We start from the raw sequence: 14055 nt of genomic DNA on the forward strand, positions 1-14055 counted from the left end.
GGCAAGGTTGACAAGCCGGCCGCGGCGGCGGCTGTTACAACAGCGCCGGTTCGATCAGCCGCCGCACCGGCGCGAAGCCGCGGCGATGGATCGCGCACGGTCCCAGCCGCTCCAGCGAGGCGAGGTGTTCGGGCGTGGCGTAGCCCTTGTGCTGGGCGAAACCGTAGCCGGGATGGATCGGGTCGAACTCGCGCATGATGCGGTCGCGTTCGGTCTTGGCCAGGATCGAGGCCGCGCTGATTGCCGGTTCCGAGGCGTCGCCGCCGATGATCGCGCGCGCGGTGCATGGGAGGGTCTTGGGGAGCCGGTTGCCGTCGATCAGCGCCAGGGTCGGCGCGATGGCGAGCGTCTGCAGCGTGCGCGTCATGCCGAGCAGGGTGGCGCCGAGGATGTTCAGCCGTTCGATCTCCAGCACCTCGATCGCGATCACGGTGAAGGCCAGCGCCTGCGCGCGGATCAGCGGCGCCAGCGTTTCGCGCTGCGCTTCGCTCAGTACTTTGGAATCGGCGAGGCCGGCGATCGGCCGCTCCGGATCGAGAATCACCGCGGCGACCACGACCGGCCCTGCCAGGGGACCGCGGCCGGCTTCGTCGACGCCGGCGACGAGGTGGCTGGCGGCATGCCTCATTCCTGCAGGTCCTTGAGCTTGGTGAAGACGTGGTCATGATACGAGGTCACCATGCGCGCGTCCTTGCAGTCGACGTAACGGCCCTTGCAGCGCTCGCGCAGCAAGGTGTTGGCCTGGAAGAACTCGTCCTTCGGCACGCCGGCGACGTCGAGCAGGAGCGAGCCGAGAAACGCGATGTCGAGCACCGGGTAGTCGTACTTGCGCCGCACCGCGTAATTGGTCTTCAGCATGTAGTAAGTCAGCCAGTGCGCGTTCGGGCCGACGTCCTTGGGCAGCACCTTTGGGATCTCGTTGATGGCGCCGTCGAAGGAAGGCTGATGGTCGCCGAAGTGCATCAGCACGGCCGGGCGTTCGTCGCCGAGCAGGAATTTCTCGAGATCGGCCATCATCGCGTCCGATTCCTGCGCGCGCTCGAGATAGTTGCCGAGATTGAGGTTGAGCCAGTCGTCCAGCGCCTTCGGTTTGAAGCGGCCGGGAAACAGCGGCTTGTCGAACGGCGGCTTCAGCTCGGCCAGCGGCCGCATGTGCGGGCCGTGCTGGTGCAGGGTGAGCATGAAGACGAACAGCGGCTGCTCCGGATGGACGCGCTTCTCGTCGGCGTAGATGCGTTTGAACACCGCCAACAGATCCGCGTCGTGGCTGTCCCAGCCGAGGCCGTATTGGGTGCCGTCGTAGAACGCGTCGAAGCCGTAGTAGTCGTAGGCGTTGCGCGCGTTGAGGAAATCGCCGGTCATCGGATACACCGCGATCGCGCGGTAGCCGGCGTGCTTGAACGCTTTGGGCAAGGTGTAGGCGACGCGCGGCGCGAGGTTGTAGGGCGCGTACAGGCCGGCGTTGCCGAACAGCGTGTGCGCAAGTCCGGTCAGCAGCGAAAACTCGCTGGTCCAAGTGCCGCCGCCGAAGGTGTGCACGCTGAGCGGGCCGTGCGCGCGTGTTTGCTTGTCCGCTTCGAACATGCGCAGCTTGCATTGCGGCAGCGTGCACAGCTTGAGCAGGCGCGGGTCGAAGGTGCTTTCTTCCAGCACCGCCACCACATCCGGCGGCGTCGGCGGCGCCTGCAGCGGACGGTCGAGCTTCCAGGAAATGCCGCGGTCGACGCCGGGCGGAATCACCGGCTGCTCGATCACCGTGTCGTTGAAGGAGGTGACGAAGTCGGTGATGAAGCTCTTGTCGTTGATCGCGATCCACATCGGCTTGTTGAACACCGTGCCGAAGGGGCCGGTGGCGTTGGCGCAAACCAAGAGCAGCCCGGCGGAAGCGGCGCTGCCGAGCCAGCGCACGGCGATGCGCTGCGCACGCGGGCGCGCGCCCAGCGAACTCGCGCGTTCGCCGACGAAGGAGACGATCAGCAGCAGCGGCACCAGGATCAAGGTCGCGCTGCCGATGCCGAGCAGCAGCGGATAGTGCGTGAACAGTTCGATCGTGTCGCTGTTGACGAAGTATTCGAGATCGGGCGCCAGCAGCGGCGTGTTCAAGTAGAGAAATTTGAGCCGTCCGGCGATCTCGACCAGGCCGAACAAGAGCGCGACGAAGGTCAGCGAAAACGCGAGGCGCGCACTAGCGAACAGCACCAAGAGCAGCGACAGCAAGGCCAGCGCCGCGGCGAAGATTTTTTCGATGAGCGTGTTTTCGGTCAGCGGGCCGAACGCGAACATCAAGGCGAACGCGAGCGCCGCGAAGAGGCGCAAGGCGATGACGCGGCGGCGGACCGGTTCGCCCTTCATGCCGGCGGTGGCGCACCTGTAGTTAGCGATTCGGCGATCGCCGCGGCCGCGCTGCGGCTGGCGTCGCAGCGCAATTGCAGATGCAGGCGGCGGAATTCGTCGGCGAGCGCGGGATCGATCGCGCGTCGTTCGAGCAGGGGCTGCAGCGCGGCGGCCAAGGCCGGCGGCGTGCAATCGTCCTGCATCAGCTCGGGCACCAGCTCGCGGCCGGCGAGGATGTTGGGCAGCGAATAGCGTTCGGTCTTGAGCAGGCCCAGTCCTTTGACGATGCGGTAGGTGGTCGGCGCGATGCGATAGGCGACCACCATCGGCCGCTTCGCCAGCATCGCTTCGAGCGCGGCGGTGCCGGAGGCGAGCAGGATCGCGTCGGCGGCGATCATGGAAAGCTGGGAGAGGGGCAGGGATTGGGGATTGGGGATTTGGGATTGGGGATCGAGCAAGAGCAAATTCGACGCGCTCCCTGCCGAGCTCGGCTTTTGCGAATCCCCAATCCCCAATCCCCAATCCCGGCTCAACGACCGAATCGCTGCCGCGCACGCGTCGTTCGCAGCCGGGATCACCACGCGCAGATGAGGCAGCGCTTGGCGCAGCAGGACCGCGGCGTCGAGGAAATCGCGGCCGAGCCGCGCGATCTCGCCGAGCCGGCTGCCGGGCAAGAGCGCGAGCAGCGGCGCATTGTCGGGCAGGCCGAGCGCGGCGCGGGCGGCGGCGCGGTCGGGTTCGAGCGGCATCGAATCGGCCAGCGGATGGCCGACGAAGCGTGCGTCGACGCCGTGGCGCGCGTAGATCGGCGGTTCCATCGGAAATAGGCAGAGCACGCGGTCGGCGCTGCGGCCGATCTTCGCCGCGCGCTTCTCGCGCCAAGCCCATACCGACGGGCTGACGTAGTGCAGAGTACGCACACCGGCGCGCTTGAGCTTGCGTTCGAGACCGAGATTGAAGTCGGGCGCGTCGATGCCGATGAAGGCGTCGGGCTTGCACGTGATCGCACGGCGCGCGACGTCGCGGCGGATCGCCAACAGCTCGAACAGGCGCGGCAGCACTTCGACCAGACCCATCACCGCGAGTTTCTCGGCCGGATACCACGCCTCCAATCCGGCCGCGATCATGCGCGGACCGCCGATGCCGGCGAAGCGCGCCTGCGGATAGCGCTCGCGCAAGGCGTCGATCAAACCGGCGCCGAGCAGGTCGCCGGAGGCCTCGCCGGCGACGAGGACGAAGAGCCGGGATTGGGGATTGGGGATTGGGGATTGGGAGGAGGGCACGAAGCGCGTATCGATCCGATCGAATTCAATGCAGCATGGTCAACGCTTTCGAACAAGGCAACGAACGTGCGCCACTTTCACGGCAGCAAGCTGTTTTCTTCTTTTCCGAATCCCAAATCCCCAATCTCCAATCCCGGCCTCACCGCGCCAACGGCCGCTCGCCGCGCTCGATGAAGTCGAGCATCGCCGCCACGTCGTCGCTGGCTTTGGCCTGTTCGGCCAGTTTTCCGCGCGCCTCCGCCAGCGGTGCGCCGGCAGCGTAAAGCGTGCGATAGGCGCGTTTGATCGCGCTGATGCGTTCGGCGTCGAAACCGCGCCGCTTGAGGCCTTCGCTGTTGATGCCGCGTGGGCGGCCGTAGTCGGCCGCGACCATCACGTACGGCGGTACGTCGCCGCTGACCAGGCAGCCCATGCCGATGAACGCATGCGCGCCGATGCGGCAGAACTGGTGCACGCCGGCGAAGCCGGACAGGATGACCCAGTCGCCGATGCTGACGTGACCGGCGAGCGTGGCGTTGTTGGAGAACACGCAATGGCTGCCGACCTGGCAGTCGTGCGCGATGTGGCTGTAGGCGAGGATCCAGTTGTCGTCGCCGATGCGGGTGACGCCGCCGCCGTCGCCGGTGCCGCGGTTGATGGTGACGAACTCGCGGATCAGGTTGCGCTCGCCGATCACCAGTTCGCTGCGCTCGCCGTGGAATTTCTTGTCTTGCGGATCGGTGCCGATCGAGGCGAACTGGCTGATGCGGTTGTCGCGTCCGATCCGCGTCGGACCTTCGATGACGACGTGCGGGCCGATGTGCGTGCCGGCGCCGATCTCGACTTCGGCACCGATCACGCTGTACGCGCCGATGTGCACGTCGGCGCCGACGCTCGCGGTGGGATCGACCAGTGCGGTCGGATGGATCATCAGCGCGGAACCTCGGCGCAGAGGAATTCGGCTTCGGCGGCGGCCTGGCCGTCGACCATGGCGCGCCCGAAGAACTGGCTCATGTTGCGCAGGCGCCGCTTGTGCTCGACTTCGAGCTGCAGCTGGTCGCCCGGCACGACGATGCGATTGAAGCGCGCCTTGTCGACCTTGACCAGGTAGAACACCATCGGCTGGTTCGGATCGTGCGGCTCGGACAGCTTGATCAAGACGCCGGCCGCCTGCGCCATCGCCTCGATCAAGAGCACGCCCGGCATGACCGGATGGCCGGGGAAGTGGCCTTGGAAGAACGGCTCGTTGATGGTCACGTTCTTCAGCGCGGTGACGCGCTTGTTCGGGTCCAGCGCGACGACGCGGTCGATCAGCAGGAACGGATAGCGATGCGGCAGCACCGCAGCGATTTGTTCGACGCCGAGCGGGAGTTGGATCGGCGTGGCGAGTTCGGTCATGACTTGATTTCCTTTGCGGCGGCGTCCAGGCGCCGCGCGAGTTCGTCCAGGTGCTTGAAGCGCGCCGCGTTGCGGCGCCACTGCCGGTTCGGCTGGATCGGCGTTCCGGAGGAGTATTCCCCCGCTTCGCGGATCGAGTGCGTGACCAGGCTCATCGCCGTCACGGTGACCCCATCGGCAATGCTCAAATGACCCAGTATGCCAGCCGCGCCGCCGATCAGGCAGTAGCGGCCGATGCTGGCGCTGCCGGCGACGGCGGCGCAGCCGGCCAGCGCGGTGTGCGCACCGATCGTCACGTTGTGTGCGATCTGGATCTGGTTGTCCAGGCGCACGTCTTCTTCCAGCATGGTGTCGCCGAGCGCGCCGCGATCGATCGTGGTGTTGGCGCCGATCTCGCAGTCGTCGCCGATGCGTACGCCGCCGAGCTGGGGCACCTTGATCCAGCCGCCGCGCTCGCCAGCGCCGCGATCGAAGGCCAAGCCGAATCCATCGGCGCCGAGCACTGCGCCGGGGTGGATCAGCACGCGCTTGCCGAGCACGACGTCCTGCACCAGGGTCACGCGCGCGACCAGGCGCGTTTGCGCGCCTACCACGCAACCGCGGCCGACGATGCAGTGCGGTCCGAGGATCGCGCCGGCTTCGATCACGGCGCCGTCCTCGATCGTGCACAGCGGCCCGATGCAGGCATCGGCGGCGACGACGGCACCGGGCGCGACGACCGCGCTCGCATGCACGCCGGCGCTCGCTGCCGGTGCGCGTTCGAACAAGGCGGCGATGCGCGCGAAGGCGACGTACGGGTCGTCGGCGATCAGAGCGGCGCCGCGCCATCCGTCCGCTTCGGCGGCGCGCAGCACGATCGCGCCGGCGGCAGTCTCCGCCAGCTGCGAGCGATAGCGTGGATTGGCGAGGAAGCCGAGCTGGCTGGGGCCGGCGTGGGCGAGGGTGGCGACCCCGTCGATGCGCAGACTCGCTTCGCCGCGCAAGGCGAGCCCGAAGCGTGCCGCGAGCTCGTCGAGGCGAAACGAAGCTGTCGTCACGGTGTCTCCGGTTTGGCGTTGCGGCGCAGGCGTTCGAGCACGCGGTCGGTGACGTCGACCTTGGGGCTGGCGTAGACGACGGGGCTGGGCACGATCAGATCGTAGCCCTGCTCGCGCGCGAACTCGACCACGGCGTCGTTGATCTCGCGCCAGCTCTTGTCCAGCTCCTGATCGCTGCGCGTTTTCAGATCCGCGCGCAGGCTGTCGCGGCTGCGCTTGATCGAGCGGTCGAGCGCGTCGATTTCGCGCTGCAAGGCGTCGGCTTCGGCTTGGTTCATCGTCGCCGCATCGCGCTTCTGGCGTTCGCGCAGAGCGGAGGCGCGGCTTTCGTCGGCTTTCAGCGCGGTGTCGCCGGCGGCGAATTCGCGTTCGAGCTTACGCCGGCCCGCGACCACTTGCGGGGCGTTGTCGAGCAGCCGTTTCATGTCGACGTAGCCGATGCGTACGGCCGGCGCCGGTGTCTGCGCCTGCGCCGTGGCTGCGAACGCGAGCGTCGCAGCCAGCGTGGCGCGGATGCAGAGGCCTGTTTGTGCGCGAAACGTCACCCGGCGTCTCCTCGCTGCCCCCGATGATGCGCCCGCCCCCGTGCGCCGCCTCGATCAGAACGTATTGCCGAAGGTGAACTGAATCACCTCGGTGTCGTCGCCCGGCTTCTTCCGGATCGGTCGTGCCAAGTTGATCACGATCGGGCCCACCGGTGCACGCCATTGGAACGACAGGCCGGCGGACGCGCGCAGCTGATCGGTGCTGAAGGTGCGCATGCGCACGCAGTCGATGCGCGAGTCTTCGCTGTAGAAGTCCTGCGTACAGAGCTTGTTCTTGAACACGTTGCCGACGTCGAGGAAGGCGGACAGGCGCGTGCTGTCGTCGTTTTCCTTCATGAACGGCGTCGGGAAGATGATTTCGGCCGAAAACACGGTCTTCAGTCCGCCGCCGAGCGGCAGGCGGCAGTCCTTGTTGGAGGCCGGGCACGAGGATGGGTTGTACAGCGTGTACGGACCGAGCGTGTTGTCGCGGAAGCCGCGCACGTCGGCGACGCCGCCGGCGTAGAAGTTCTCGAAGAACGGCAGGCCGCCGATGTCGGCCAGGTAGCGCGGATGATCCTTCGGCAGCACGCTCTTGGGATCTTTGTAGGTGTCGCCGTAGGCCAGCTTGACCTTGCCGAGGAAGGTCAGCGAGTCGGTCAGCTTGAGGTACTGGTTGTACTGATAATTGAGCTTGTAGTACTCGACCGTCGAGCCCGGCAGGGTCGCTTCCAACGAAACCTGCTGCAGCGAACCGCGAGTCGGGTTCCAGTAGCGGTTGCGCGTGTCGTGCGCCCACGACAGATTCATGTTCAAGGCGTGGAAAGTCTTGTGGCCGAGGTTGTCGATGTAGTTGACGATGCCCGGCGGCGAGTAGAAGACCGACGCGTCGATGCGCGTCTTGTTCACGCCGATCTGCGTATTGATCGTGTCCGACTCGGTGATCGGGAAGGACAGATAGATGTCGAATGCGTCGGTGCTGGTGTAGTAGCTGGCGAGGTTGTTTTCGCCGGCGTCGAACTTGGAGTGCTGCAGGTTGTAGCCGAGGCCGATGCCGTCGTCGGTCAGGTACGGCTCGAAGTACGACAGCGTGTAGCGCTTGATGTAGGAGCTCTGCTGCGCCGTGACCGAGATGCGATCGCCGCTGCCGAGGAAGTTGTTCTGCGTCACGCTGATGCTGGCGATGATGCCCTGCACCTGGCCGTAGCCGAGGCCGAAGGTGAACGCGCCAGAGTTGGTCTCCTCGACGTTGATCGCGAGATCGACCTGGTCATCGGTGCCCGGCACTTTCGGCGTGTCGATCGAAACGGTCTTGAAGTAGCCCAGACGCTGCAGGCGGATCTTCGAGCGGTCGATCGCGGCCTGCGAATACCAGGAGCCTTCGAGCTGGCGCAATTCGCGGCGCACTACGTCGTCGCGCGTGTGCACGTTGCCCTTGAACACGATCTGGCGCACGTACACGCGCTTGCCGGGCACGACGAAGAAGTTGATGCCGACCTCGCGCTTCTCCTTGTCGATCGCCGGAATCGGCTGCACTTCGGCGAACGCGTAGCCGATGTTGGACAGCACCGCGGTGATCGCGTCGACCGACTGCTCGATCTGCTTGCGCGAGAAGGTGTCGCCGGGCTTGAACTGGATCAGCTTGCGCAGATCCTCTTCTTTCAGGACCAGGGTACCGGTCAGCTTGATGTCGTTGACCTTGTAGATCTCGCCTTCCTTGATGTTGGCGACGACGTACATCTTGCGCTTGTCGGGACTGATGCTGACCTGGGTGGAATCGACGTTGAAGTCGGCGTAGCCGCGGTCCATGTAGAACGACTGCAGCTTCTCGAGGTCGCCCGAGAGCTTTTCGCGCGAGTACTGGTCGTCCTTGGAGTACCACGAGGTCCAGTTCGAGGTGTTCGACTCGAACTCGCCCTTGATGTCCTTGTCCGGATAGGTCGCGTTGCCGACCACGTTCAAATGCTTGATGCGCGCCGGCTTGCCTTCGACGATGTTGATCGCGACTTCGACGCGGTTGCGGTCGAGGTTGACCTTGGCGGTCTTCACCGAGACGTTGTACTTGCCGCGGTTGTAGTACTGGCGCGTCAGCTCGTTCTGGATTTCGCTCAGCTTGAGATCGTCGAGCGCTTCACCCTCCGCCAGGCCGATGCCCTTGAGGCCTTTGAGCAGATCCTCTTCCTTGATGTCCTTGTTGCCGCGGATCGCGATCTTGGAAATCTGCGGGCGCTCTTTCACCGTGACGACCAGGATGTCGCCCTGGCGCGCCAGCTGCACGTCGCTGAAGAAGCCGGTCTTGTACAGAGCGCGGATCGACTGCTCGGCGCGGTCGCCGGTCAGCGTGTCGCCCTTCTCGACCGGCAGGTAGGTGAACACCGTGCCCGGCGCGATGCGCGACAGACCCTCGACACGGATGTCGGAGACCGTGAAGGTATCGAACGCGAACGCGTCCTGGGTGGCGAACCAGGCGAGCAGGAGTAGGGCGGCAATACGCTTCATCGTCACTTCCAGGGCATGCATGCGGCTCGCGGCGGACGCCCGCCGCGGTCACACTTGTTGTCGGGCAGACCGCGCGATCAGGATGCGATCCGCAGTATGTCGTTATAGAACGCGAGCCCCATCAGGGCCATCAGCAGGGTCAGGCCCACGTACTGGCCGGCGATCTGCAGGCGATCGCTGACCGGGCTGCCCTTGACCAGCTCGATAAGGTAATACAGCAGGTGGCCGCCGTCCAAGATCGGGATCGGCAAGAGGTTCAGGATCGCCAGGCTGAGCGAGATGATCGCGAGGAAATTCAAGAACCAGGCGACGCCGAGCTGGGCTGTACTGTTGGCGACCTGGGCGATCGTAATGACGCCCGACAGGTTCTTCAGCGAGGCTTGCCCGGTCAGCATGCCCCACAGCATCGACAGCGTCTGACGCGTGTGCTGCCAGGTTTCGTCGAATGCTTTGGGAATCGCGGCCAGCGGGCCATAGTGCAGGGTCGCGTCGTAGTTCGCTGCCGGCGCCTGTACGCCGATGCCGAGCAGCCAGGTCGGTGCTGTGGTGCCGGCACGCGGCTTGCCGGCGTCGGCCGGGACGTTGCGCAGCGGCGTCGCCGCCAGCTCCAGGCGCTGTCCCTGACGCTCGACCGCGACGGTCAGCGCCTTGCCCTCGGCCGCGTGCTTCTGGATCAGCGCCGGCACCTCGCGCCAATCGGTGACCGCTTCGCCCTCGATCGCGACGATGCGGTCGCCGACCTTGAGCCCGGCCCGCGCAGCCGCTCCGCTCGCCGTCACTTCGCCGATGACCGGCGGCGTCGCCCATTGGCGCGGCGTCAGCCCGATTTCGCGGAACACGCCTTCCTCGTTGAGCGAGGCCGGCAGGGTCGACAGCGGCAGCTTGCGCTCTTGCTCGCGGCCGCTCGCGTCGACGAGGCGCAGGTCGAGGTCCTGACGATTGAGGACTGACTGCAGCATTTCCTCGGTGGCGTCGGTCCAGGTTTCCACCGCATGACCGTTGACCGCCGCGATGCGGTCGCCGCTCTGCACGCCGGCGCTGGCGGCGAGACGGTCGACGTTGCCGACGATGGGCTGGTAGTCCGGCTTGCCGACCACGAACATCAGCCAGAACGCGAACAGGGTGAAGATCAGATTGAAGGCGGGACCGGCCGCGCTGATCGCCATGCGGTTGCCGACCGGCTGGCGGTTATGCGCGCCGGCGAGGCCTTCGGGACCGATCGCGCCTTCGACTTCGCGCTCGTCCAGCATCTTGACGTAGCCGCCGAGCGGGATCGCCGCGACCACGAATTGCGTGCCGTGGCGGTCGATGCGCGACCACAGCGCCGGACCGAAGCCGATCGAGAACTTCAGCACCTTCACGCCGCAGCGTCGGGCGACCACGAAATGGCCGTACTCGTGAAACGTCACGAGCAGGCCCATGGTCACGATCAGCCACCAGACGGAACCGAAAAATTCATGCATGACGCGGGTTTGCGAACTCTGAGGTTAAACGGAGGCGATGATACTTCGGGCTTTCCGGCGCGCAGTTAAATCGGCGTCAAGGATCGCATCCAGGCCGCTCGCCGGTGCGGAATCTACCGCATCCAGGCAACGTTCGATCGTTTCGGCAATCCCGAGGAATGGCAACCGTTCATCGAGGAAGGCCGCGACCGCCTCCTCGTTGGCCGCATTCAGCACGGTGGTCGCGGTGCCGCCGGCATCGAGTGCTTGGTAAGCGAGGGCGAGACAGCGGAAGGTCACGAGATCGGGCGCTTCGAAATCCAGCCGCGCGGTCTTGAGCAGATCCAATAGCGGGACGCCGGCATCGACGCGTTCGGGCCAGGCCAGCGCGTAGGCGATCGCGGTGCGCATGTCCGGGTTGCCGAGCTGGGCCAGCACCGAGCCGTCGACGTATTCGACCAGCGAATGCACGATGCTCTGCGGATGCACGACCACCTCGATGCGCTCGGGCGCGGCGTCGAACAAGTGATGCGCTTCGATCACCTCGAGGCCCTTGTTCATCAGGGTGGCGGAGTCGACCGAAATCTTGCGTCCCATGCTCCAGTTCGGATGCGCGCAGGCCTGCGCCGGCGTGATCGCGGCCAGCTCGGCGCGCGTGCGGCCGCGGAACGGGCCGCCGGAGGCGGTCAGCAGAATTCGCCGCACGCCGGCCGCGGCGAGGTCCACCCGCGTCTCAGGCCGGCGCTCTACGTCGACGGACCGCGCCGGATGCGGCAGGCACTGAAAGATCGCGTTGTGTTCGGAATCGAGCGGCAGCAGCTCACCGCCGCCTTGCTGCAGCGCCTGCGCCAGCAGGTCGCCGGCCATCACGATCGCCTCTTTGTTCGCCAGCAAGAGGCGCTTGCCGGCGCGCGCGGCGGCCAAGGTCGAGCCGAGGCCGGCGGCGCCGACGATGGCGGCGACGACGGTGTCGCAATGCGTGCCGGCGGCCGCTTCGAGCAAGGCTTCCGCTCCGGCCAGCACGCGGCAACCGGCGCCGTTCGCGGCCAGCCGATCGCGCAGTTCGGCGGCGCAGGTTTCGTCGGCGATCACCGCCAATTCGGGACGGAAACGCGCGCACGCTGCGGCCAGCGCGTCGACGTTGCGATGCGCGGCCAGTGCGGTGACGCGGAAGCGGTCCGGGTGACGCGCGACGACGTCGAGCGTGCTGGCGCCGATCGAGCCGGTCGCGCCGAGAATCGCGATCCGCCTCATGTAGCGAAGGCGAGATCGAGCAAAGCTTTGCCGGCGACGAAGACCGGCAGCGCCGCGAGCAGGCTGTCGATGCGATCGAGCAGGCCGCCGTGGCCGGGGAACAGGGTGCCGGAGTCTTTCACGCTGGCCTGGCGCTTGAGCAGGCTTTCGAGCAGATCGCCCGCGATCGAGGCCAGCACCGCGACCAGCGACAACGCGATCAGCGCAACCAGCTCGAGCCCGCGCGTACCCAACAGCCAGCCGCCGATCGCGGCGACTGCGCCGGCGCCGAGCACGGCGCCCCAGGCGCCGGCGGTTGTCTTGTTCGGGCTGATCTGCGGCGCCAGCTTGGTGGTGCCGTAGCGGCTGCCGGCGAAGTAGGCGGCGATGTCGGCGGTCCAGATCAGGACGATCACGAACAAGGTCCAGGCGTGGCCCTCGGCGCTGTTGCCGTGCAGGTGCATCATCGCGAGCCAGGCCGGCAGGATCGCCAGCGCGCAGGCGCCGATCTTCAATGCCGAGTGTTCGCGTGTCGGCGCCGCGCCGTAGGAGAAATGGCGCAGCCAGAGCAGCGCGAGCAGCCACCACAGCAGCCCGGCGCCGATTACGTACCAGGCGATCGGATCGGCGCGCAGAATCCAGAGCAACGCCAGCAGCAGCGCATGCGCGAGCACGATGCCGAGGCGCCACGGTGTCGCGACGATGCCGGCGAGTTGGGTCCACTCCCATACCGCCTGCAGACACAGCGCCGAGACGATCAGGGCACAGGCCCAGGTCGGCAGAAACAGAATGATCGCGATCGCGATCGGCGCGAGGACCAGGGCGGTGAGCGTTCGTTGCTTCAGCATCGCCGGCCGCTCAACTCGCCGCGCGCACTTGCGCGCCGGTCAGTCCGTAGCGCCGCTCGCGCTGCGCGTATTCGGTCAGCGCCGCATCGAGCACGACGGCGTCGACATCCGGCCACAAGGCATCGGTGAAGTACAGCTCGGCATAGGCGACCTGCCAGAGCAGGAAGTTGCTGATGCGCAGTTCGCCGCCGGTGCGGATGAAGAGATCGACCGGCGGTTGCTCGGCGAGGCAGATCTGACGCGCCAGCATCGTTTCGTCGATCGCTTCCGGCGCGAGTTCGCCGCGTGCCACGGCCTGCGCCAACGCGCGCGCCGCCTGCGCGATGTCCCAGCGGCCGCCGTAGTTGACCGCGACGTTCAAGCGCAGCGCGCCGTTGCCTTGCGTGCGCTGCATCGCGGCGTGCATGCGTCCGGCCAGTTCCGGCGAGAAAGCGGACAGGTCGCCGACGAACTGGATGCGCACGCCGTTCGCGTGCAGCTCGTCCACTTCGCGGTCGAGCGCCTTCAGAAACAGCTGCATCAGCGCGCCGACCTCGCCCTGCGGCCGCTTCCAGTTCTCGCTGGAGAAGGCGAACAAGGTCAGCGCCTCGACGCCGCGGCGGCGGCAGAACTCGACCGCCGCGCGCACCGCTTTCTGGCCCTCGCGATGGCCGAAGCTGCGCGGCCGGTGGCGGCGTTCGGCCCAGCGGCCGTTGCCGTCCATGACGATCGCGATATGGCGCGGGATGCGAGGAGCGGAATCGGAATCCATATCTGCTTGGGTTGGATGAAGCGCGCGAAACGCGGTGGCGCCGTCCGTGGCCTGCGGGACGACTCGCATCCTCGCGTATTTCCGATCGGCGATTCGGGTTTCGGGAGCGTCCCGAATCTCCCATCCCCAATCCCGGCGACTACATCGACATCAGCTCTTCTTCTTTCGCCTTGACCACGCCGTCGATGTCCTTGACGAACTTGTCGGTGTATTTCTGGATGTCTTCCTCGGCACGACGTTCCTCGTCCTCGGTGACTTTCTTGTCCTTGAGCAGTTCCTTGATCTGGTGCAGCACGTCGCGGCGCACGTTGCGCACGGCGACCTTGGCGTTCTCGCCTTCGTGCGAGACGTGCTTGGACAGCTCCTTGCGGCGCTCCTCGGTCAGCGGCGGCAGGTTGATGCGGATCACGTTGCCGACGGTGTTCGGGGTGAGACCGAGATCGGAGGCGAGAATCGCCTTCTCGATCGGGCCGACCAGGCTTTTCTCGAACGGCGTGATGGTGATCGAGCGCGCGTCGGCGAGCGCGACGTTGGCGACCTGCGACACCGGCGTATCGGTGCCGTAGTAGGACACCTTCAGCGGCTCGACCAGGCTGGTGCTGGCGCGGCCCGTGCGCACGCGCGTGAGATCGTGCTTGAGCGAATCGACGCTCTTCTGCATGCGCGTTTGCGCGTCTTTCTTGATGTTGTCGAGCATGGCGCGGTCACCTGTAATGCGTCTGCAATC

The 14055-nt window shown here is 66.4% G+C and carries 13 protein-coding genes; all 13 read right to left on the reverse strand.

What is annotated here, in order from left to right:
* Positions 1–34: 34 nt before the first annotated feature.
* A complete protein-coding gene (rnhB, locus tag AC3QL3_RS05975; RefSeq protein WP_492897436.1) occupies positions 35–628 on the reverse strand; it encodes a ribonuclease HII in 594 nt (197 codons plus the stop codon).
* Positions 625–2352: a sulfatase-like hydrolase/transferase gene (locus AC3QL3_RS05980; RefSeq protein ID WP_492897437.1), complete on the reverse strand. Its 1728-nt coding sequence runs from the start codon at positions 2350–2352 to the stop codon at positions 625–627. Before AC3QL3_RS05980 ends, rnhB begins: the two co-directional genes overlap by 4 nt.
* Entirely contained in the window at positions 2349–3617 is a 1269-nt protein-coding gene (gene lpxB, locus AC3QL3_RS05985) for a lipid-A-disaccharide synthase (RefSeq protein ID WP_492897438.1), read from the reverse strand. The genes AC3QL3_RS05980 and lpxB overlap by 4 nt, the downstream gene beginning before the upstream one ends.
* 139 nt (positions 3618–3756) lie before the next feature.
* Positions 3757–4527, reverse strand: a complete 771-nt coding sequence (lpxA, locus tag AC3QL3_RS05990; protein ID WP_492897439.1) for an acyl-ACP--UDP-N-acetylglucosamine O-acyltransferase — start codon at positions 4525–4527, stop codon at positions 3757–3759.
* Positions 4527–4994: a 3-hydroxyacyl-ACP dehydratase FabZ gene (gene fabZ / locus AC3QL3_RS05995; RefSeq protein ID WP_492897440.1), complete on the reverse strand. Its 468-nt coding sequence runs from the start codon at positions 4992–4994 to the stop codon at positions 4527–4529. Before fabZ ends, lpxA begins: the two co-directional genes overlap by 1 nt.
* Positions 4991–6031: a UDP-3-O-(3-hydroxymyristoyl)glucosamine N-acyltransferase gene (gene lpxD, locus AC3QL3_RS06000; protein ID WP_492897441.1), complete on the reverse strand. Its 1041-nt coding sequence runs from the start codon at positions 6029–6031 to the stop codon at positions 4991–4993. The genes fabZ and lpxD overlap by 4 nt, the downstream gene beginning before the upstream one ends.
* Complete coding sequence (locus tag AC3QL3_RS06005) at positions 6028–6576, reverse strand: OmpH/Skp family outer membrane protein (protein ID WP_492897442.1); 549 nt, start codon at positions 6574–6576, stop codon at positions 6028–6030. The genes lpxD and AC3QL3_RS06005 overlap by 4 nt, the downstream gene beginning before the upstream one ends.
* Before the next feature lie 54 nt (positions 6577–6630).
* Positions 6631–9054, reverse strand: coding sequence for an outer membrane protein assembly factor BamA (bamA, locus tag AC3QL3_RS06010; RefSeq protein WP_492897444.1), 2424 nt, complete (start codon positions 9052–9054; stop codon positions 6631–6633).
* 77 nt (positions 9055–9131) lie between these two features.
* Entirely contained in the window at positions 9132–10517 is a 1386-nt protein-coding gene (gene rseP / locus AC3QL3_RS06015; RefSeq protein WP_492897445.1) for an RIP metalloprotease RseP, read from the reverse strand.
* 24 nt (positions 10518–10541) lie between these two features.
* Complete coding sequence (gene ispC, locus AC3QL3_RS06020; RefSeq protein ID WP_492897447.1) at positions 10542–11750, reverse strand: 1-deoxy-D-xylulose-5-phosphate reductoisomerase; 1209 nt, start codon at positions 11748–11750, stop codon at positions 10542–10544.
* The gene (locus tag AC3QL3_RS06025) at positions 11747–12577 is read right to left on the reverse strand and encodes a phosphatidate cytidylyltransferase (protein ID WP_492897448.1); all 831 of its coding nucleotides are present in this window, start codon (positions 12575–12577) and stop codon (positions 11747–11749) included. The genes ispC and AC3QL3_RS06025 overlap by 4 nt, the downstream gene beginning before the upstream one ends.
* Before the next feature lie 10 nt (positions 12578–12587).
* Positions 12588–13328: a polyprenyl diphosphate synthase gene (gene uppS, locus AC3QL3_RS06030; protein ID WP_492897450.1), complete on the reverse strand. Its 741-nt coding sequence runs from the start codon at positions 13326–13328 to the stop codon at positions 12588–12590.
* 139 nt (positions 13329–13467) lie between these two features.
* Entirely contained in the window at positions 13468–14025 is a 558-nt protein-coding gene (gene frr, locus AC3QL3_RS06035; RefSeq protein ID WP_492897452.1) for a ribosome recycling factor, read from the reverse strand.
* Between the last annotated feature and the right edge of the window lie 30 nt (positions 14026–14055).

The sequence above is a fragment of the Dokdonella sp. GW821-FHT11D02 genome, from assembly GCF_058808595.1.